The 20716-nt window shown below is 68.7% G+C and carries 20 protein-coding genes; 16 read left to right on the top strand and 4 right to left on the bottom strand.

The features are described 5' to 3' along the window. The first annotated feature begins 70 nt into the window (after positions 1-70). The 5 genes from lysA to prfA all read left to right on the top strand — a co-directional run bounded on the left by lysA (position 71) and on the right by prfA (position 6962). Positions 71-1489 (top strand): diaminopimelate decarboxylase, encoded by a 1419-nt coding sequence (gene lysA / locus ACLFA2_RS16725; protein WP_426621668.1) that lies wholly within the window; start codon positions 71-73, stop codon positions 1487-1489. A gap of 21 nt (positions 1490-1510) precedes the next feature. Continuing rightward, entirely contained in the window at positions 1511-2815 is a 1305-nt protein-coding gene (locus ACLFA2_RS16730; protein ID WP_426621669.1) for a homoserine dehydrogenase, read from the top strand. Between the two features lie 2 nt (positions 2816-2817). Beyond that, positions 2818-3780, top strand: coding sequence for a homoserine kinase (gene thrB, locus ACLFA2_RS16735; protein ID WP_426621670.1), 963 nt, complete (start codon positions 2818-2820; stop codon positions 3778-3780). A gap of 180 nt (positions 3781-3960) precedes the next feature. Next, a complete protein-coding gene (gene rho / locus ACLFA2_RS16740; protein WP_029266458.1) occupies positions 3961-5871 on the top strand; it encodes a transcription termination factor Rho in 1911 nt (636 codons plus the stop codon). 11 nt (positions 5872-5882) lie between these two features. Next, complete coding sequence (prfA, locus tag ACLFA2_RS16745) at positions 5883-6962, top strand: peptide chain release factor 1 (protein WP_021199361.1); 1080 nt, start codon at positions 5883-5885, stop codon at positions 6960-6962. Between the two features lie 21 nt (positions 6963-6983). On the opposite strand, the gene ACLFA2_RS16750 is transcribed toward prfA, so the two are convergent. Together ACLFA2_RS16750 and ACLFA2_RS16755 are read right to left on the bottom strand one after the other, a co-directional pair. Beyond that, positions 6984-7637 (bottom strand): response regulator, encoded by a 654-nt coding sequence (locus ACLFA2_RS16750; protein WP_426621671.1) that lies wholly within the window; start codon positions 7635-7637, stop codon positions 6984-6986. Next, positions 7634-9277 carry an ATP-binding protein gene (locus ACLFA2_RS16755; RefSeq protein WP_426621672.1) on the bottom strand — a complete coding sequence of 548 codons (1644 nt, stop codon included), beginning with the start codon at positions 9275-9277 and terminating at the stop codon, positions 7634-7636. Before ACLFA2_RS16755 ends, ACLFA2_RS16750 begins: the two co-directional genes overlap by 4 nt. Positions 9278-9445: 168 nt before the next feature. Between ACLFA2_RS16755 and ACLFA2_RS16760 the strand changes: the two genes are divergently transcribed. Both ACLFA2_RS16760 and ACLFA2_RS16765 read left to right on the top strand, forming a co-directional pair. Then, entirely contained in the window at positions 9446-10990 is a 1545-nt protein-coding gene (locus tag ACLFA2_RS16760; protein WP_426621673.1) for a CitMHS family transporter, read from the top strand. Positions 10991-11060: 70 nt separating this feature from the next. Further along, complete coding sequence (locus tag ACLFA2_RS16765; protein ID WP_031207104.1) at positions 11061-11468, top strand: phage holin family protein; 408 nt, start codon at positions 11061-11063, stop codon at positions 11466-11468. Between the two features lie 21 nt (positions 11469-11489). Here ACLFA2_RS16765 and epsC read toward each other — a convergent pair whose 3' ends face one another. Both epsC and cysK read right to left on the bottom strand, forming a co-directional pair. Then, positions 11490-12062 (bottom strand): serine O-acetyltransferase EpsC, encoded by a 573-nt coding sequence (gene epsC, locus ACLFA2_RS16770; RefSeq protein ID WP_029258405.1) that lies wholly within the window; start codon positions 12060-12062, stop codon positions 11490-11492. A gap of 8 nt (positions 12063-12070) precedes the next feature. Continuing rightward, positions 12071-13009 (bottom strand): cysteine synthase A, encoded by a 939-nt coding sequence (gene cysK / locus ACLFA2_RS16775; RefSeq protein WP_426621674.1) that lies wholly within the window; start codon positions 13007-13009, stop codon positions 12071-12073. 100 nt (positions 13010-13109) lie between these two features. Between cysK and prmC the strand changes: the two genes are divergently transcribed. The 9 genes from prmC (at position 13110) to atpA (ending at position 20716) form a co-directional block, all read left to right on the top strand. After that, a complete protein-coding gene (gene prmC, locus ACLFA2_RS16780) occupies positions 13110-13970 on the top strand; it encodes a peptide chain release factor N(5)-glutamine methyltransferase (protein ID WP_426621675.1) in 861 nt (286 codons plus the stop codon). Positions 13971-14022: 52 nt separating this feature from the next. Further along, entirely contained in the window at positions 14023-14757 is a 735-nt protein-coding gene (locus ACLFA2_RS16785; protein WP_021199369.1) for an L-threonylcarbamoyladenylate synthase, read from the top strand. Beyond that, positions 14754-15923 (top strand): MraY family glycosyltransferase, encoded by a 1170-nt coding sequence (locus ACLFA2_RS16790; protein ID WP_021199370.1) that lies wholly within the window; start codon positions 14754-14756, stop codon positions 15921-15923. The genes ACLFA2_RS16785 and ACLFA2_RS16790 overlap by 4 nt, the downstream gene beginning before the upstream one ends. After that, positions 15923-16441 (top strand): hypothetical protein, encoded by a 519-nt coding sequence (locus tag ACLFA2_RS16795; RefSeq protein WP_426621676.1) that lies wholly within the window; start codon positions 15923-15925, stop codon positions 16439-16441. Before ACLFA2_RS16790 ends, ACLFA2_RS16795 begins: the two co-directional genes overlap by 1 nt. Positions 16442-16573: 132 nt before the next feature. Continuing rightward, entirely contained in the window at positions 16574-17371 is a 798-nt protein-coding gene (gene atpB, locus ACLFA2_RS16800; protein WP_036271459.1) for a F0F1 ATP synthase subunit A, read from the top strand. 44 nt (positions 17372-17415) lie between these two features. Beyond that, a complete protein-coding gene (gene atpE / locus ACLFA2_RS16805; protein WP_021199373.1) occupies positions 17416-17652 on the top strand; it encodes an ATP synthase F0 subunit C in 237 nt (78 codons plus the stop codon). A 27-nt stretch (positions 17653-17679) separates the two neighbouring features. After that, positions 17680-18237: a F0F1 ATP synthase subunit B gene (locus ACLFA2_RS16810; protein WP_021199374.1), complete on the top strand. Its 558-nt coding sequence runs from the start codon at positions 17680-17682 to the stop codon at positions 18235-18237. Further along, the gene (locus ACLFA2_RS16815; protein ID WP_426621677.1) at positions 18237-19028 is read left to right on the top strand and encodes a F0F1 ATP synthase subunit delta; all 792 of its coding nucleotides are present in this window, start codon (positions 18237-18239) and stop codon (positions 19026-19028) included. Before ACLFA2_RS16810 ends, ACLFA2_RS16815 begins: the two co-directional genes overlap by 1 nt. Before the next feature lie 47 nt (positions 19029-19075). Next, positions 19076-20716, top strand: a complete 1641-nt coding sequence (gene atpA / locus ACLFA2_RS16820) for a F0F1 ATP synthase subunit alpha (protein ID WP_426621678.1) — start codon at positions 19076-19078, stop codon at positions 20714-20716.

A 20716-nucleotide genomic window follows, 5' to 3' on the forward strand; every position in this document is an offset into this window, starting at 1 on the left:
CGGTGCCCTAGAATCGGGTCAGCCTCGATGTGCGTGCCCCGCCCGAGATCCTTCCCACGATTGGTGATCAGTGCTTCTCCCTGCCGATTCGCTCGCTCCGGAATGGCTCGCCGTCCCCGAAGACGCGAACGACCTCGCCGACGGCGTCTGGCCCGCCTCCGCGGTGCGCGATCCCGACGGCGTTCTCGACATCGCGGGCGTCAGCGCCACCACGCTCGCCCGCACCTACGGCACCCCGCTGCTGGTGCTCGACGAAGACGAGGTGCGGGGGCGTGCACGGCGGTTCCGGCTCGCCTTCGACCAGGCGGCGGCCGAGAACGGCACCACGGCTCAGGTCTATTACGCGGGCAAGGCGTTCCTCTGCACGACGGTCGCGCGGTGGGTGGTCGACGAGGGGCTTCGCGTCGACGTGTGCACCGGGGGAGAGCTGGCGGTGGCTCTCGCGGCCGGCGTCGTGCCGGCATCCATCGGCTTCCACGGCAACAACAAGTCGGTCGCCGAGCTGGAGAGAGCCGTCGAGGTCGGCGTCGGCACGATCATCGTCGACAGCGCTGTCGAGATCGAGCGCCTCGCGGCGATCACCGCTCGCACCGGAGCCACACAGCGTGTGCTGGTGCGCGTGATCAGCGGGGTCCATGCCGAGACCCATGATTTCCTCGCGACCGCTCACGAGGACCAGAAATTCGGCTTCCCGCTCCCGGATGCGGAGAAGGCTGTCGCGCGCATCCGTGAGATCCCCGGCCTGGTCTTCGCCGGTCTGCACTGCCACATCGGATCGCAGATCTTCGGCGTCGCCGGGTTCCGCGAATCGGCGTCCCGCGTGCTCGACCTGCATGCGGCGCTGCTCGAGGGCGGCCCCGTGCCGCAGCTCAACCTCGGCGGCGGCTTCGGCATCGCCTACACGCGCGTCGACGACCCGACGCCCATCGAGGAACTCGCAGGCGCGATCATCACCGCCGTCGCCGAGGACTGCGCGGCTCGGGGCATCCCCGTCCCCGCGCTCTCGTTCGAGCCGGGCCGTGCCATCGTCGGCACGGCGGGCGTCACGATCTACGAGGTCGGCACGACCAAGGACGTCACGATCGATTCCGGAGCCGTACGCCGCTACATCAGCGTCGACGGCGGCATGAGCGACAACGCGCGTCCCGCTCTGTACGGGGCCCAGTACTCCGCACGGCTCGCCTCCCGCGTGGGCGAGGGCGAGCCCCGTCTCAGCCGTGTGGTCGGCAAGCACTGCGAGTCCGGCGACATCGTCGTCGACCACGAGTACCTGCCCGAAGACCTCGTGCCGGGCGATCTGCTCGCGGTTCCGGCGACCGGCGCGTACTGCGTCTCGCTCGCGAGCAACTACAACCATGTGCCGCGTCCGCCGGTCGTCGCCGTGCGCGGTGGACGTTCGACGGTCATCGTCCGCGGCGAGACCATCGACGACGTGCTGGCCCGCGACGCGGGCATCGACGGGGCGAGCGCCCCCGAGGGAGACCAATGACCCACCTCCGAAGGAGTAACCATGACTGACTACCGACGACTTCGCGTGGCGCTGCTGGGTGCCGGAGCGGTCGGCTCTCAGGTGGCGGCACTCCTGCTGCGACACGGCGACGAGCTCGCCGACCGTGCCGGCGCCGAACTGAAGCTCGCCGGCATCGCCGTGCGCGACGTCGACGCTCCCCGTGACGTCGACCTGCCCAAGGAGCTCTTCACCACCGACGCCGAGTCGCTGATCCTGGGTGCCGACATCGTGATCGAGCTCATCGGCGGAATCGAGCCGGCCCGCACGAGCATCCTGCAGGCGATCGGATCCGGAGCCGACGTCGTGACAGCCAACAAGGCGCTGCTGGCGACGCACGGGCCCGAACTCTTCGAGGCGGCCGACCGCGTGGGCGCCTCCGTGTACTACGAGGCCGCGGCCGCGGGAGCGATCCCGATCATCCGTCCGCTGCGCGACTCGCTCGCCGGCGACCGTGTGGTGCGCATCATGGGCATCGTGAACGGCACCACGAACTACATCCTCGACCGGATGGACACCGAGGGCGCCGACTTCGCCGACGTGCTCGCCGATGCGCAGCGCCTGGGCTACGCAGAGGCCGATCCCACGGCCGACGTCGAGGGGTACGATGCCGCGCAGAAGGCCGCCATCCTCGCGAGTCTCGCGTTCCACACCGCGGTCCCGCTCGACGCCGTCTACCGCGAGGGCATCACCTCGATCACGGCCTCCATGATCGAAGAGGCTCGCGCCGCCGGCTTCGTGATCAAGCTGCTCGCCGTCTGCGAGCGCATCGAGGCGAACGGCGCCGAGTCCATTTCGGTGCGGGTCTACCCGGCCCTGGTGCCCACCTCGCATCCGCTCGCCTCCGTGCACGGCGCGAACAACGCGGTGTTCGTCGAGGCCGAGGCCGCCGGCTCGCTGATGTTCTACGGTGCAGGTGCCGGCGGTGTGCAGACCGCGTCCGCGGTGCTCGGCGACGTCGTCTCGGCCGCTCGTCGCCACATCGCCGGCGGGGTCGGGGTGGGGGAGTCCACTCGCGCCAACCTTCCCGTCGTGCCGATCGGCCACGTCACCACCCGTTACCAGATCACGCTCGAGGTCGCGGATGCGCCCGGCGTGCTGGCCACCGTCGCGAGCATCCTCAGCGACGGCGACGTCTCGGTCGCGACCGTGGTGCAGACCGTCGAGGGTGAGGACGAACCGACCGCCCGTCTGATCATCGGCACGCATCGCGCGACCGAGCAGGCACTCAGCGCCACCGTCGACGCTCTCGCCGACAGCGAGGTCGTGGCCCGCGTGGTCTCGGTGCTCCGGGTGGAAGGCGAGTGACGATGGCAGCAGCCGTCGCGCCGGCCGCGGGTGACGCGGTCCCGGGGCGCACCGTCGAGGTGCGGGTTCCCGCGACGAGCGCCAACCTCGGCCCCGGCTTCGACACGCTGGGCCTGGCGCTCAGCATCTACGACACCCTCGAGGTGACGGCCCTGCCCCCGGGGCAGTTGGAGATCGAGGTGACAGGATCCGGCGCGACCGAGATCCCCCGCGACGGGTCGAACCTGATCGTCCGCACCATCGCGTATGTCTTCGCCGACGCTGGCCGCCCGGTACCCGGGCTGCGGATCGTCGCCGAGAACGGCGTGCCGCACGGTCGCGGCCTCGGGTCCTCCGGAGCCGCCGTCGCCGCGGGAGTCCTCGCCGCGAAGGGGCTGCTCGCGGGCGACGTCGAGATCGGCGACACCGACCTCCTCCGCCTCGCGACCGAGCTGGAGGGCCACCCCGACAACGTGGCTCCGGCGCTGTTCGGCGGGCTGACGATCGCGTGGATGTCCGAGCGCGGACCACAGCACAAGAAGCTGCTCGTGCATCGCGGCGTGTCGCCTCTCGTGCTCGTCCCCGCGTACACGATGTCGACGTCGCAGGCGCGATCGCTGCAGCCCCCGCAGGTGTCCACCGCCGATGCCGTGTTCAACGTCTCGCGCTCGGCGTTGCTGATCGCCGCTCTGATGCAGAGCCCCGAACTCCTCCTGGACGCGACCGCCGACCGCCTGCACCAGGACTACCGGGCCGGAGCCATGCCCGAGACGCAGCGTCTCGTGCAGGCACTGCGGGCCGCAGGCTTCGCGGCCGTCGTCTCCGGAGCCGGCCCGAGCGTCCTCGTGCTTGCCGACGGTCCCGGCAGCCGCCAGGATGCGGTCGAGCTGGCCGATAGAGTCACCGACACCCCGTGGGAGGCGCTCCTGCTCGCAGTCGACGTCCGTGGTGGTACAGTGGGGACTCGAGCGGAGGGCTCCACGTAACTGCGTGAATCTGGCCCCATTGCATCTCTTGCAAGACCCGCACGCAAACCCCTGTGGCAGAGCTCATTCCAGAGCCGCCTGCCGAGGCTGGCTGGCGCCGAGCGTCAGCCCGTGCGATCGCGCGCAGCACCCGTTGTGTGCGTTCAACGCTCATTCCCCATGACATATAAGGGAGTACTCGTGGAGAACCTCTCCGAGACCCAGAACGATCAGTCGGCGCCCACCGCCGAGGCACCCGCGGCATCCGCGGAGTCGACGACCGAGTCCGCGCCTGCCCGCAAGCGCGCGCCGCGTCGTGCGAGCACCGCGACGGCTGCGGCCAAGGCCGAGAAGGCCGAGGCGGCGAAGGCCGAGAAGGCGGCGAAGACGGATGCCGCGCCGGAAGCGGCTGCAGCCGATTCCGCATCCGCCGGCGCAGATGCCGCCGAAGCCGCGCCGAAGGCGAAGCGCCCGAGCCGCAGCCGTGCGAAGAAGGCGGATGCCGAGGCTCCTGCCGCGGATACCGCTGCCGCCGAAGCGCCTGCTGCCGATGCCGCAGCTACTGCCACGGCCGAGGCTCCGGCCGAGCCCGCACCCAAGACGACCGGGCGCGGACGCCGCGGAGCACAGAAGCCCGCTGCCGACGCCGAGGCGCCCGCTGCCGAGCCGACGGCGGAAACCGGTTCCGACGCCGCGCCCGCGGAGAACTCGCAGAACGGCGACTCGGACTCGTCCGACGGTGGCGAGGAGCAGGGTGGCCGCGGTCGCAACCGCAACCGCAGCCGCAACCGCGGACGTGGCCAGAACGGCGCGGCGCAGGAGCAGCAGGCACAGCCCGCTGCCGATGACGACCAGGCCGGTGGCAACAACCGCAACCGTCAGCGCAACAAGCGCCGCAGCGGTGTGCCGACCGACGAGTTCGACACCGAGATCGGCGAGGACGATGTCCTGATCCCGATCGCCGGCATCCTCGACGTGCTCGACAACTACGCGTTCGTCCGTACGACCGGATACCTCGCCGGTCCGAGCGACGTGTACGTGTCGCTCGGTCAGGTGAAGAAGTACAACCTGCGCAAGGGCGACGCCGTCGTCGGTTCGATCAAGCAGCCGCGTGAGGGCGAGCAGCAGGGGCGCCAGAAGTACAACGCCCTCGTCAAGGTCGACTCGATCAACGGCCTCTCGATCGACGACGCGGCCACCCGCGTGGAGTTCGGCAAGCTCACCCCGCTGTACCCGCAGGAGCGCCTGCGCATGGAGACGGCTCCGGAGAAGCTGACCCAGCGCATCATCGACCTGGTCGCCCCGGTCGGCAAGGGCCAGCGTGGCCTGATCGTCGCGCCGCCCAAGGCCGGAAAGACCATCGTCCTGCAGCAGATCGCGAACGCGATCGCGCAGAACAACCCTGAGGTCCACCTCATGGTCGTGCTCGTCGACGAGCGCCCCGAAGAGGTCACCGACATGGAGCGCTCGGTCAAGGGCGAGGTCATCGCCTCGACGTTCGACCGTCCGGCCGAAGACCACACGACCGTCGCCGAACTCGCGATCGAACGCGCGAAGCGCCTGGTCGAGCTCGGCCGCGACGTCGTGGTGCTGCTCGACTCGATCACCCGCCTCGGCCGGGCCTACAATCTGGCGGCCCCGGCATCGGGTCGTGTGCTCAGCGGTGGTGTCGACGCGTCGGCGCTGTACCCGCCCAAGCGCTTCTTCGGCGCTGCGCGGAACATCGAGAACGGCGGATCCCTCACGATCCTCGCCACGGCGCTGGTCGAGACCGGCTCCAAGATGGACGAGGTCATCTTCGAGGAGTTCAAGGGCACCGGCAACAGCGAGCTGCGTCTGTCCCGCCAGCTGGCCGACAAGCGCATCTTCCCGGCGGTCGACGTGAACGCGTCGAGCACTCGTCGCGAGGAGATGCTGCTCTCGGCCGACGAGGTCAAGATCACCTGGAAGCTGCGTCGCGCCCTCGCCGGCCTCGACCAGCAGCAGGCCCTCGAGGTCGTGCTCGGCAAGCTCAAGGAGACCAACTCGAACGTCGAGTTCCTCGTGCAGATGCAGAAGTCGATCCCGACGCTCCCCTCCGGTGCGCACGGGCACGACAACAACATCCGCTGAGCGGCTGAGCCGTGTTCGAGTCCGTCCAGACTCTGATCGACGAGCATCGCCGGGTGCAGGAGGAGCTCTCCGACCCGGCGGTGCACGCCGACGCCGCCCGGGCCAAGCGCGTCAACCGCCGCTACGCCGAGCTGTCGCGCATCGTCGCCGCGTACGAGGCGTGGGTCGCTGCGACCGACGACCTGGAGACCGCTCGCGAGTTCGCCCGCGAGGACGAGTCCATCGCGGCGGAGATCCCGGCGATGGAGGAGGAGCTTCAGCTCTCGCAGGAGCGCCTCCGACGTCTGCTGATCCCGCGCGACCCGGACGACGCCCGCGACGTGATCATGGAGATCAAGGCGGGGGAGGGCGGCGCGGAATCCGCGCTGTTCGCCGCCGACCTGCTGCGCATGTACATCCAGTACGCGGCCTCCAAGGGCTGGAAGACCGAGCTGCTCGAGCGCAATGAATCCGACCTCGGCGGCTACAAGGACGTCCAGGTCGCGATCAAGGGCTCGTCCTCCGATCCCGCACAGGGCGTCTGGGCGCACCTGAAGTACGAGGGCGGAGTTCATCGCGTGCAGCGTGTACCGGCGACGGAGTCGCAGGGACGCATCCACACCTCCACCACCGGTGTGCTGGTGTTCCCGGAGGTCGATGAGCCGGAGGAGATCCACATCGACCAGAACGACCTGAAGATCGACGTCTTCCGGTCGTCCGGTCCTGGCGGTCAGTCCGTGAACACGACGGACTCCGCCGTGCGCATCACCCACGTGCCGACCGGCATCGTCGTCTCGATGCAGAACGAGAAATCCCAGCTGCAGAACCGCGAGGCCGGCATGCGTGTGCTGCGCGCCCGGCTGCTCGCGCGACAGCAGGAGGAACTCGACGCCGCGGCTTCCGACGCCCGCAGATCGCAGATCCGGGGCATGGACCGCTCGGAGCGCATCCGCACCTACAACTTCCCCGAGAACCGCATCGCGGATCATCGCACCGGGTTCAAGGCGTACAACCTCGATCAGGTGATGGACGGCGCGCTCGATCCGCTGATCGAGAGCGCCATCACCGCCGACGAGGAAGCCCGGCTCGCCGCGGTCGGCTCCGAGTCCTGAGCGAGGGGCACGCGCCCCGCATCAGGTCCGTGCGATGTACCGATGCTCGGGACGTCCCGTCGTGCCGTAGTTGAGTCGAACCTCGACGACGGTCCTGGCGGCCAGCGCCGCCAGATGCCGTTGTGCGGTCGCGCGGGAGATCCCGACGCGTTCGCCGATCTCGGCGGCTGAGGCTTCGCCGTCGCCGAGTGCCGCGAGCACGAGCTGCTCCGTCGCCGAGCGCGAGATCGACACCGACTCACCTGCACCGTGCAGGATCGCCGCGGCGCGATCGATGTCTTCCTGGCGCAGCGCACGATCACCGCTGAGGAGGTTCCGATAGCGGATGTAGCGGTCGAGGAGGCTCGACAGCGCTCGTCGCTCGAACGGCTTGACGAGGTAGCCCACGGCCCCCGACCGGAGCGCCCTGCGCACGGTGGACGCGTCGTCGGCCGCGGAGATGAGGATGGCGTCGACCCCGGACTCCCGCACGAGCGCGATGCCGTCGCCGTCAGGGAGGAAGACGTCGGCGACGAGGAGGTCAGGGCGCGACGAGCGGATGCTGTCGCGTGCCTCTGCGAGGGAGCGGACGGTCTCGGTGACGGTGCAGCCGGGGTGCTCCTCGACGATGCCCTGATGCAGCTGGGCCACTCGGAAGTCGTCGTCGAGGATGAGCACGCACAGAGGCTCGGTCATGTGTTCTCCTTCTCACCGTGGCGGGCTCTGTCGATGGCTCCGCCGATGCGCGCGGCGAACACCGCGCCGCTGTCGGGCCCGCCCGGATCGATCACCCAGAGGTCTCCACCGCTCCGACGGGCGATCTCCGTCGAGAGGGGCAGCCCGATCCCGTGCCCGTGCACGTCTCCGGCGGCATCCTGCTCCCGCGACGGCGGCGCCCACGGGTCGCTGCCCCCGAGGCCGGACCCCGAATCGGAGACGGTGAACACGAGGGCGTCGCCGTCGTCCAGCACGGCGACCTCGACCCAGCGTGGTCTCCGCTCGCCTGCGACGGCGGCGGCGACGGCGTTGTCGATGAGGTTGCCGAGCACGGCGGCGACGTCTTCCGCCTCGCGGACGGTCCCGAGCAGCTGGGTGTCGTCCGCGATCCGAAGGGCCACCCCGCGCTCCCCGGCCTCGACGCCCTTGGCGCCGAGGAACGAGTGCAGGAAGGGATCACCGAGGAGTTCCAATCCCTCGACGGGGAACACCACCGGACCCCGCTCCACGAGTTCGCCGAGGAACGTGCGCGCCTCTCGCACCCGATCGGCGTCGATGAGCCCGGCCGCCACATGCATGCGGTTGGCGAACTCGTGCCGCTGTACGCGCAACGCCGCCGTCATCGTCCTGACGGTCTCCAGGCGCTCGGCCAGGGCGACCAGATCCGTGCGATCACGCACGATCAGCACGTCGCCGAGCGCGTGGCCGTCGCGCACCACGGGGCGCGAGTCGAGGTAGAGCATCCGGTCGCCGACGATGGCACGGGAACGGGTGCGTGCGCCTGTCGCCGCCTCGAGGACGGCTGTCGCCAGGCCGAGTTCCTCGATGGGCCTTCCGATGGGATCGTCGAGCCCCAGCAGGCTATCGGCGGCGGCATTGCTCACGCGCACCACTCCTCGGGGGTCGACGGCGACGACGCCGTCGACCACGCCGTCCAGCACCGCCGTCTGGTTCTGGACGAGTGCCACGAGTTCTTCCGGCTGGACTCCGAAGGTCAGACGCTCCCAGCGCCGGCGGAGCAGCAGGAATGCTAGGCCGGCCAGGGCGAGCGCGCCCGCCGCCGTGACTCCGATCACCGTCAGCAGGGGAGGGAGATCATCGAACACCCCGGCACGCTCGAACCCCACGCTGACCTCGCCCACCGGCGTGCCGGCGTCGTCGCGGACGGGGACTTTCGCCCGTGCGGATTCGCCGAGTGTGCCCGTCTGCCAGTCGACCACCTCCGCGCCAGCGAGCACCTCCTCGTAGGGAGTGCTGACCTCTTCGCCTATGCGCGAGGGAGTGGGGTGCGCGAGTCGGATGCCGTTGTCATCGGTGAGCACGACGAACAGCGCTCCGGTGCGGCTCGTCACGTCGGAGGCGATGCGCTGCAGGTCGCCGTCGCGCAGCTCCGCCGCGTCGGGAGTGCCCTCCGAGAGGGAGATGCGCGTGACCTCTGCACGCACCTGCGGGTCCTCGGCGAGGGTGCGGGCGATGCCCATCGCGGTCGACTCGGCCTCTGCGCGCAACTGCTGCACGGTGAGCAGCAGATACACGCCCGTGCAGAGGGCGACGACGAGGGTCACCGTGGCGAGCTGGAGCAGCAGGGCGCGCGTGGCGAACCGCGGTCTGGTCGACATCGTCCTCGGCACCGTGCTTCTCCTCCGCTCCTGCCGCGCAATATGCGCAGAACCCACGCTACGCGCACAACGTCAGGGAATGCGGGATACCGCACCCGGACGTCGTCGATTGCCTAGTCTCGACGGGATCCGTCGCCGATGACGGAGCCACGACGAAGGAGTCAACGCATGCCAGACGCACTCACCGGCCTGTTCGCGGCCGCCGAAGAGGCGCCGACCTACGACGTGGCGTTCGTGCCGCCCGAGTGGGTGCTGGTGCTCCTCGGATTCACCATGGTGCTCGCGTTCATGACGCTCATCATGGCCAAGCGCCTCACACCCATGGTGGCCCTGATCCTCGTACCGACCGCGTTCGGACTCTTCGCGGGAGCGGGCCTCGGCCTCGGCGACATGATCCTCGACGCGATCGGCGCGATGGCCCCGACCGCGGCGCTGCTCATGTTCGCGATCATGTTCTTCGGCATCATGATCGACGTGGGGCTCTTCGATCCCCTCATCCGGCTGATCACCCGCCTGCTCGGAGACGATCCCGCCAAGGTGGTGCTCGGCACCGCGATCCTCGCCGGTGCGGTGTCCCTCGACGGCGACGGCTCGACGACCTTCATCATCACGACCTCGGCGATGCTGCCGATATACCTCCGACTGGGGATGAGCCCGGTCGTGCTGACGTGCGTCGCCGGACTCATGAACGGCACCCTGAACATCGTGCCGTGGGGAGGGCCCACGGTCCGGGCGGCGACCGCTCTGGGACTGCAGCCGACCGACATCTTCGTCCCGATGCTTCCCGCGCTGGGCGCCGGGATCGTCGTGACGCTCGGCTTCGCGTGGATCCTGGGGCTGCAGGAACGCCGTCGACTCGGACGGCTGGACTCCGAGGGGCTGCTGGTCGGGGCCGACGGGGGATCGCTCTCGACGGTGCCGAAGATCTTCCGCGGAGCCGAGCCGAAGCCGGGTGCACGTGCGTCGCTGCGCACCGGGAACCTGGTGGTCGTCGCCGGTGGACACGCCCCTGTCTCGGCCGCGAACGTCGATCCCGCCGATACGGCCATGGCCGACACGATGCTGGATCCTGCACGCCCCACCCTCCGGCCGAAGCTCATCTGGTTCAACCTGGTGCTCACCGTCGCGGTGATGGTGCTGCTGGTGCTCGACATCCTGCCGCTGCCGTACGTGTTCATGGTGGGTGCCGGGCTGGCCCTCGTCATCAACTTCCGCGGCATCAAGGAACAGGCGTCGGAGATCGTGGCGCACGCTCCGAGCATCGTGGGGGTCGTCTCCATGGTCATCGCGGCCGGGGTCCTGGTCGGCGTGCTCACCGGCACCGGGATGGTCGATGCGATGGCCACCTGGATCACGAACGTGCTGCCGCCGGCCCTCGGACCGTTCCTGGCGCCGATCACCGGCGTCCTCTCGATCCCGTTCACGTTCTTCATGTCGAACGATGCGTTCTACTTCGGCATCCTCCCGGTGCTCGCCCAGAGCGCGGCGAACTTCGGCATCGATCCTGTCGAGATGGCGAGGGCGTCCATCACGGGGCAGCCCGTGCACCTGCAGAGCCCGCTCGTGCCGGCGATCCTGCTGCTCGTGTCGCTGGCGAGCGTCAACCTCGGCGATCACCACCGCAAGGTGCTGTGGCGTGCGACGATCGTCTCGCTGGTCATGCTCGGTGTCGGCATCCTGACCGGCGCCGTCCCGTTCTTCGTGGCGCAGTGACGACCCGCCGACGGGGAGCGCGGATGCCGCGTTCCCCGTCGGCCGGCGTGCGGAGCGCTATGCTCGGCGCGTGATCACATTCCTCTTCCGCGGCCTGCTCTACGTGGTGTCGGCCGGTCTCGGCCTGATCGCCGCCGACCTCCTGCTCGACGGCTTCGAGATCGAATGGGACAAGTGGTGGGGCTTCGTCATCTGCATCCTGATCTTCGCGATCCTGCAGAGCGTGCTCGCGCCGTGGGTCGCCAAGGTCGCCAATCGCTACGCGCCGGTGCTGATGGGAGGCATCGGGATCTTCTCGACGCTGATCTCCCTCATCGTCGTCGTCCTGCTCCCCATCGGCGGGCTCCGCATCACGGACCTCACCGGCTGGCTGCTCGGTTCGGTCATCGTGTGGCTGATCACCGCGGTGGGCAGCGTAGTGCTCCCTCTCATCTTCCTGCGCAAGAAGGTCGAGTCCGTGAAGTCCGCACGCCGCTGACGGGCCCACGCGGCACCGGGTTCAGATCGCGTAGTGGTCGGGAGCGGTGAGGAGCGCCCTGGTGTCTTCTCCGAGCGTGCGGTGGCGCGGCTTCGCCGGCACCCCGACGAGCACGCTGTCAGCCGGGGCATCGCGTGTGACGACGGCATTCGCCCCGACCACGGATCCCGCGCCGATCGTGACGGGCCCCAGGATCTTGGCACCGGCGCCCACGGCGACGCCGTCTCCGAGCGTGGGGTGACGCTTGCCCGATGTCCGCGTACGTCCGCCGAGGGTGACGCCGTGGTAGAGCATCACGTCATCGCCCACCACAGCGGTCTCCCCGATCACGACGCCCATTCCGTGATCGATGAAGAAACGCCGGCCGATCCTCGCACCGGGGTGGATCTCGATCCCGGTGAGCCAGCGCGAGACCTGCGAACCGGCGCGCGCGAGCAGGCGCAGCCGTCGCCGCCAGAGCGCGTGCGAGACGCGGTGCGCCCAGATGGCATGCAGGCCGGGGTACAGCAGAGCGACTTCGACGGCGCTGCGCGCGGCTGGATCGCGGAGGCGCGCTGCTGCGATGTCCTCGCGCATCCGCCCGAAAATGCCCATCGACAGCCTCAGTCTTCGCGCAGGTCCTCGAACAGCGCGGTGGAGAGATAGCGCTCACCGGTGTCCGGGATCACGACGACGATCGTCTTGCCAGCGTTCTCCGGACGGGCGGCGAGCTTGAGCGCCGCGGCGACGGCAGCACCCGACGACATGCCGACGAGGAGACCCTCCTTGGCCGCGAGCTCACGCGCGACGCGGATGGACTCGTCGAACTCCGCCGTGAGGATCTCGTCGAGCACGTCGCGGTCGAGCACGTCGGGGACGAAGTTCGGGCCGATCCCCTGGATCTTGTGGGGGCCGGGGCGTCCCTCGGTCAGCACGGGGGAGTCCTTGGGCTCGACGGCGATCACCTGGACGCCGGGCTTGGCGGCCTTGAGCGCCTGGCCCGTTCCGGTGACGGTCCCACCGGTACCGACGCCCGCGACGAGGATGTCGACGGCGCCGTCGGTGTCGCGCAGGATCTCCTGCGCCGTGGTCTCGCGGTGGATCTGGGGGTTCGCGGCGTTCTCGAACTGCCGGATCCAGATCGCGCCGGGAGTCTCGGCGACGATGCGCTTGGTCTCCTCGATCGCACCGCTCATGCCCTTGGTGGGATCGGTGAGCACGATCTCCGCGCCGAACGCCTTGAGCAGGACCCGGCGCTCCTTCGACATGGACGCAGGCATCGTGAGGATCACCCGGTAGCCCCGCGCGGCACCCACCATCGCGAGGGCGATGCCGGTGTTGCCGCTGGTCGACTCGACGATCGTGCCGCCCGGCTTCAGCTCGCCCGATGCCTCGGCGGCGTTGATCATGGCGATGCCGATCCGATCCTTCACGCTCGACGCGGGGTTGTAGTACTCGAGCTTGGCGAGGACGGTGGCGCCCAGTCCCTCGGTCACCCTGTTCAGCCGGACGAGCGGGGTGTTGCCGAAAGCGGTCGTGATGTCGGAGTGGATACCGGGCATGGTGAGCCTTCCTGTGCGGGGGTCGCTGCCGCACCAGCCTAGGGGAGCGTCCCTATGGGCGAGGCTTTGTGACGTCAGCGCGCGCTCTACGCTGGAAGACATGTCCGACACCTCCCTCGCCGCCGTGGTCCGCACGGCTGCCCAGCGTCTCGCCGACGTCGGGGTCCCCGATCCGCTGGTCGACGCCGAGCTCCTCGCCGGTCACGTGCTCGGCCGTCGGCGCGGCGAGGTGCAGGCGGCGATCGTTCGCGGAGACGACGTCGACGACGAGACGGCAGCGGCTCTCGACATCCTCATCACGCGTCGGGCTGGCCGTGAGCCGCTGCAGCACATCACCGGTACCGCGCCGTTCCGTCACCTCGAGCTCGCGGTCGGTCCCGGCGTCTTCGTGCCGCGTCCGGAGACCGAGACCGTCGTCCAGTACGCCATCGACGCCCTGTTGAACTCGGCGGAGCCCGCACCGATCGGGATCGATCTCGGAACCGGCAGCGGCGCGATCGCCCTCGCGATGGCCACCGAGGTGCCGCACGCCCGCATCTTCGCGGCCGAGCTCTCCGCGGACGCCCACGCCTGGGCGCGTCGAAACGTCGCAGGGATCGACAACCTGACACTCGTCCTGTCCGACCTGGGCGAGGCGTTCCCGGAACTCGAGGGCACGGCGTCCGTGGTCATCTCGAACCCGCCGTACGTGCCCGACGCCGCGATCCCGCGCGATCCGGAGGTGCGACTCTTCGACCCGGCGATGGCGTTGTACGGGGGAGAGGACGGGCTCGACATCGTGCGCGTGCTCAGCTCGCGGGCGCTGCGATTGCTTCGTCCCGGGGGCCTGCTGGTCATCGAGCACGGCGAACTGCAGGGCGAACCGATCAGGGAGATCCTCACCCTCGACGGCTGGCGCGCGGCGGCGACACATCGCGACCTGACACTGCGCGATCGCACCACCACCGCACTCCGACCCTGATCAGCAACCTCGGAGCGTGCTCACCGGCCGCGCCGCATAGAATCGAACCGTCATGTCAACCATCTTCGACTGCAGCGACGAGTCGCAGCTCCTCGCCGGAATGCGTCATGCGCGCCAGGCGATCGGCCGTGGCGACCTCATCGTCATCCCCACAGACACGGTGTACGGCGTCGGCGCCGATGCCTTCTCGCCGGCCGCTGTCCAGCGGCTCCTCGACGCGAAGGGGCGGGGCCGCGACCAGCCGCCGCCCGTGCTGATCGGCACGAAGGAGACACTCGCCGCCCTCGCCGAATCGGTTCCCGAACCGGTGGAGCGGCTGGTCGAGGCGTTCTGGCCCGGTGGGCTCACGATCGTGCTGCCCGCGCAGCCGTCGCTGGTCTGGGACCTCGGTGAGACGCTCGGCACCGTCGCCGTCCGCATGCCGGAGGGGCGGGTCGCACTCGAACTGCTCGCGGAGACCGGTCCACTGGCCGTCTCCAGCGCGAACCTCACGGGGGAGGCCGCCGCCATCTCCGCGTACGACGCCGAGAAGATGCTGGGTGACAGCGTCGCGGTCTACCTGGCGGACGGACTGAGCAAGAACGGCATCGCGTCGACCATCGTCGATGCGACCTCGTTGGTCCGCCGCGGTGCGGACTCCGAGACGGGAGGCGTGCGCATCCTCCGCGACGGCGCCGTGACACGGGAGCAGCTGCAGGAGGTGCTCGGAGATCTCCTCGAGCCCGAGGACGATGCCGAGCACGAGCATCACCACCAGCATGCACCGGACCAGGACGGGGATTCGTGAAGCAGTATCTCTTCACGATCATCCTCACCGCCGCGATCACGTTCGTACTGACCTGGGCGGTGTGGAAGCTGAGCCTCCGGTTCAAGCTGTACCCCGCCATCCGCGACCGTGACGTGCACACCACGCCCAAGCCCCGTCTGGGCGGCGTCGCGATCTTCCTCGCCATCGCCGCGGCGTTCGGGTTCTCCGCGATCAATCCCTTCTTCCAGAGCATCTGGATCCCCCCGCAGACCATGTGGTCGATCCTCGGCGCCTCGCTGCTGATCGCGATCATCGGGGTCGTCGACGACCTGTGGGACATCGACTGGATGATCAAGCTGGGCGCGCAGTTCCTGGCGGCGGGCGTCATCACCGTCGGCGGCGGCCTGCAGATCCTCTCGTTGCCGTTCGGTGACCTCATCGTGGTATCGAGCTGGCTGAGCATCACCATCACGATGTTCGCGATCGTCATCGTGATGAACGCGGTGAACTTCATCGACGGGCTCGACGGGCTCGTCGCGGGCGTGTGCCTGATCTCGAACGGTGTGTTCTTCGCCTATTCCTACATCTTCACGCGCGACTCGGGCGCGTCCAGCTACTTCAACCTCTCGACCTTCATCGCGGCGGTGCTCATCGGCGCCTGCCTCGGCTTCCTGCCGTTGAACTGGAGTCCGGCGAAGATCTTCATGGGCGATTCCGGGGCGCTGGTGATCGGCCTGCTGATGGCCACATCGGCGATCGCGATCACCGGGCAGATGGACCCGTCCGCCCTCGACCCCGAGCGTCTCGGGCGTTCCCAGCTGGTCGGCGCGTTCCTGCCCATCCTGCTGCCACTGCTGGTCGTGCTGCTCCCGCTGCTCGACTTCGGGCTCGCCGTGCTCCGCCGGATGAGCGCCGGTCGCTCGCCGTTCTCGCCCGACCGGAAGCACCTGCATCACCGCATGCTCGATCTCGGTCACCGCGACCGCGACGCCGTGCTCATCTTCTATGCCTGGACGGCCGTCGTCTCGCTCGCCGTCCTCCTGATGTACGTCGGTGCCCGGGAGGACTGGCCCGGCCAGTATCTGCCGGGCGTCGGCTTCGGCATCGTGGGCATCGCCGCCTGCCTCGTCGTCACGCTGAGTCCCACCCGCCGCAGGAAGAGCGCAGCGGGCGCCGAACCCGAACCGACACCCGTGGAGTCCTGATGAGCCCGAGCCCCGTTTCCAGCACGCCGATCCTGCGCCGGACCCTGATCTGGTCGGCGATCGCCACCGCGGTGCTCGCGATCGTGGCGGGCGGAGTCGGCTATCTCGTCGCCCAGGGGGAGGGGCTCGTCAGTGGCCTGCTCGGTGTCGTCCTGGCTGCCGTCTTCCTCGGGATCACCGGACTCAGCATCCTGATCGCCAACCGCTGGTTCGGGGATCCGCTGTACGTGCAGCTGTTCTTCGCGATCGTCCTGGGCGGCTGGCTGCTGAAGCTCGGCCTCTTCGTTGTCGTGATGATCCTCCTCGCCGGTCAGCCGTGGCTGCAGCCGATGGTCTTCTTCCTCTCGATCGTCGCCGGTGTGCTCATGTCGCTCGTCATCGACGTCGTCGTGCTCACCCAGATGCGGCTCCCGAACGTCAGCGACACCACGCTGCCGACCGAGGTGCCCGAGGAACGTGCCCCCGGCGCGGCCAATCACATCGACGGCGGGCCGGTCGAGGGTGGCCAGCGGTCTTAGGGGACCCTCAGATTCTGATAGTGTTGAGACGTGCCCGCCGCTCGCCCGCGAGCGCTTGCGCTGTGAAGCACACCGACCATCGTCGCCCCGGTTCTGACCGGTGCCCCGAAGCTGGAGCCCGCGCTGTTTAATATCGCTGCGACCCTGACCCCCCGACTTGCCACCGACGGCGAGTTCCACGGCCCTTCGATCGATGAGTTCTTTCCGGAGATCCTCTTCCACGTAGGACCCATCCCGGTGAACCGGATCCACCTGATCCAGTTGCTCTCGGTGATCGCCGTGGTCCTCATCCTCTGGCTCGGCACCCGACGCATGAAGGTCGTCCCCGGACGTTTCCAGAGCGTCGTCGAGATGGGCCTCGGCTTCGTCCGTGGCGGCATCGCCCACGACCTGCTCGGTCGCAAGGACGGTGACCGGTTCCTCCCGATCCTGATGACCATCTTCTTCATGACTCTGTTCATGAACATCACCGGCATCATCCCGTTCCTGAACATGCCGGGTACGGCGATCATCGCGGTGCCGCTCACGCTCGCGGTGGTCAGCTACGTCACCTTCATCTACGCCGGCATCAAGAAGAGCCCCAAGAACTTCTTCAAGAACTCGCTCTTCCCCTCCGGTGTGCCGTGGCCCGTGTACTTCATCGTCACGCCCATCGAGCTGATCTCGACCTTCATCATCCGCCCGGTGACCCTCACCCTGCGACTGCTGATGAACCTGGTCGTCGGTCACATGATCCTGGTCCTCTGCTTTGCAGCGACCCAGTTCTTCTTCTTCACCGCGGGTGGCGGCTGGGCCGCTCTCGGTATCGGAACCCTCGCCTTCGGCGGCGCCTTCACTCTCTTCGAGATTCTGGTCGCCGTCCTCCAGGCATACGTCTTCACCGTCCTCACCGCGGTCTACATCCAGCTCGCGGTCGCAGAAGAGCACTGAGCGGGCGGGCAACAGCCCTCCCACCCAACGAAAGGAAAAACCCCGTGGACGCAACTACGGTTCTCGCTGACATCAACGGCAACCTCGCGGTGATCGGCTACGGCCTCGCAGCCATCGGCCCGGCCATCGGTGTGGGCATCGTCGTGGGCAAGACCATCGAGGGCGTCGCTCGTCAGCCCGAGCTGGCCGGCCGTCTCCAGGTCCTCATGTGGATCGGTATCGCCTTCACCGAGGCGCTTGCATTCGTCGGCATCGCCGTCGGATTCATCCCCTTCCCGTAATCCGAACCGACTTCTGAAGGAGACAGGATGCTGAACGCTCTTGTCACGAACCTCGCAGCAGAGGAGGGCGCGGTCAACAACCCGCTCATCCCGGCGTGGTACGACATCATCTGGTCGGGCCTCTGGTTCCTCATCATCCTCATCGTCGTGTGGAAGGTCGCCCTTCCCAAGCTGACGAAGATGCTCGACGAGCGGTCCGCCGCCATCGAGGGCAACATCGCCAAGGCCGACGAGGCGCAGAAGCAGGCGGAGGCGGCACTCGAGGAGTACACGCGTCAGCTCGCCGAGGCGCGTACCGAGGCCGGCGAGATCCGCGAGGCCGCCCGCGAGGACGGCAAGAAGATCGTCGCCGAGGCGAAGGACGCCGCGACCGCCGAGGCCGCACGCATCACCGCCACCGCGCACACGCAGATCGAAGCAGAGCGTCAGACCGCTCTCGTCTCGCTGCGCAGCGAGGTCGGATCGCTCGCTCTCGACCTCGCCGGTGGCGTGGTCGGCGAGACGCTCTCCGACGACGCACGTGCGACGGCTGTCGTCGATCGCTTCCTCGCCGAGCTCGAGGCATCCGAGAAGGCGGCTCAGTAATGGGCAGCGCGACCACTCAGGCACTCGCGGCATCCATCAAGACGCTTGCCGCAGCGAAGGACGTCACTCTCGACACCGCGCGGGAGCTGTTCGCTGCCGCGCATGCCGTGAGCGAGTCGTCCCAGCTGAGCGGCGCGCTTGCTGATCCTTCCGCACCCGCCGCGGCACGACAGAACGTCGTCGCCGCGGTGTTCGGCGGGTTCTCCGCAGGCGCCCAGGGCGTCTTGAAGACCGCCGTCGCCGAGCGCTGGTCCCACGCGGGTGAGCTCGTCGACGGTATCGAGGAGCTCGCGATCCGCGCCGCAGCGATCGCGGAGCCCGGCACGGACATCGAGGGGGAGCTCTTCGGATTCTCCCGGGTGATCGCGGCGAACCCCGAGCTCGAACTCGCTCTGGGCAGCCGCGTCGGTGGAGAAGACGCCAAGAGTGCACTCGTCGAGCGCCTCCTGGCCGAAGGCTCCACCAACGCCGCGACGACGCTGATCATCACGTCGCTCGTGCGCGAGCCGCGCGGGCGACGGGTCCGACGGCTGCTGAACCGGGCGATGAGCGTCGTCTCGAGCCAGCGTGGTCGAGTGGTCGCCACGGTGCACACCGCGGCCCCTCTCAGCGACGCGCAGCGCGCCCGTCTCAGCGACTCGCTCTCGCGTCGCTACGACGGCCAGGTATCGCTCAACGTCGTCATCGACCCTGCCGTCGTCGGAGGCCTGCGCGTGCAGATCGCCGATGACGTCATCGACGGCAGCATCTCCGCACGACTCGCCGACCTTCGCCAGAAGCTCGCGGGCTAACACGACTTCGCGCGGGGAACCGCGCACCCAGATACAAAGGGAAGACAATGGCAGAACTATCGATCAGCCCCGACGTCATCCGTGACGCGCTGAAGGACTTCGCCGCAGCATACGAGCCCTCCGGGGCCGGGGCGACCGAGGTCGGCACCGTCATCGACGCCGCAGACGGCATCGCGCACGTCGAGGGACTGCCCGGCGTCATGGCGAACGAGCTCGTCATCTTCGCCGACGGCACCAAGGGTCTCGCACAGAGCCTGAACGAGCACGAGATCGGTGTCGTCGTCCTCGGCGAGTTCACCGGCGTCGAGGCCGGTCAGGAAGTCACCCGCACCGGCGAGGTCCTCTCGGTCCCGGTCGGCGACGGCTACCTCGGCCGCGTGGTCGACCCGCTCGGCAACCCGATCGACGGACTCGGTGTCATCGAGACCGAGAGCGTCCGCGCCCTCGAGCTCCAGGCTCCCGGCGTCATGCAGCGCAAGTCGGTGCACGAGCCGATGCAGACCGGCATCAAGGCCATCGACGCGATGATCCCCGTGGGCCGTGGCCAGCGTCAGCTGATCATCGGCGACCGCCAGACCGGCAAGACGGCCATCGCGATCGACACGATCATCAACCAGAAGGCGAACTGGGAGTCGGGCGACGTCAACAAGCAGGTCCGCTGCATCTACGTCGCCATCGGCCAGAAGGGCTCGACCATCGCTTCGGTGAAGGGCGCGCTCGAAGAGGCCGGCGCTCTGGAGTACACCACGATCGTGGCGGCTCCGGCGTCCGACCCCGCCGGCTTCAAGTACCTGGCTCCCTACACGGGTTCCGCCATCGGTCAGCACTGGATGTACGGCGGCAAGCACGTCCTCATCATCTTCGACGACCTGTCGAAGCAGGCTGAGGCCTACCGTGCCGTCTCCCTCCTCCTGCGCCGCCCGCCGGGCCGTGAGGCCTACCCGGGTGACGTCTTCTACCTGCACTCGCGTCTGCTCGAGCGTTGCGCGAAGCTGTCCGACGAGCTCGGCGCCGGTTCCATGACGGGTCTCCCGATCATCGAGACCAAGGCGAACGACGTCTCGGCCTACATCCCGACCAACGTGATCTCGATCACCGACGGCCAGATCTTCCTCCAGTCCGACCTCTTCAACGCCAACCAGCGTCCTGCGGTCGACGTGGGTATCTCGGTCTCGCGAGTCGGTGGTGACGCGCAGGTCAAGTCGATCAAGAAGGTCTCCGGAACGTTGAAGCTGGAGCTCGCGCAGTACCGCTCCCTCGAGGCGTTCGCGATGTTCGCATCCGACCTCGACGCGGCTTCGCGTCGTCAGCTCTCCCGTGGTGCGCGTCTGACCGAGCTGCTCAAGCAGCCGCAGTACTCGCCGTACCCCGTCGAGGAGCAGGTCGTCTCGATCTGGGCCGGTACCAACGGCAAGCTCGACACGATCGAGGTCTCCGACGTGCTGCGCTTCGAGCGCGAGCTCCTGGACTACCTTCGTCGCAACACCCAGGTCCTCGAGACCCTCCGCGACACCAACGTCCTCGACGACGCCACGGTCGCCGAGCTCGACAAGCAGACGGATGCCTTCATCCTGGAGTTCCAGGGTGGCAAGGGACACGCCATCGGCGCCCCGGGTCACGAAGAGCACGCTGCGGCCGAGGCGGAAGACGTCAACCAGGAGAAGATCGTCAAGGGTCGTCGCGCGTAA

Origin of the sequence: Microbacterium sp. As-52, assembly GCF_049949185.1 — a bacterium.
GTDB lineage: Bacteria > Actinomycetota > Actinomycetes > Actinomycetales > Microbacteriaceae > Microbacterium > Microbacterium maritypicum_A.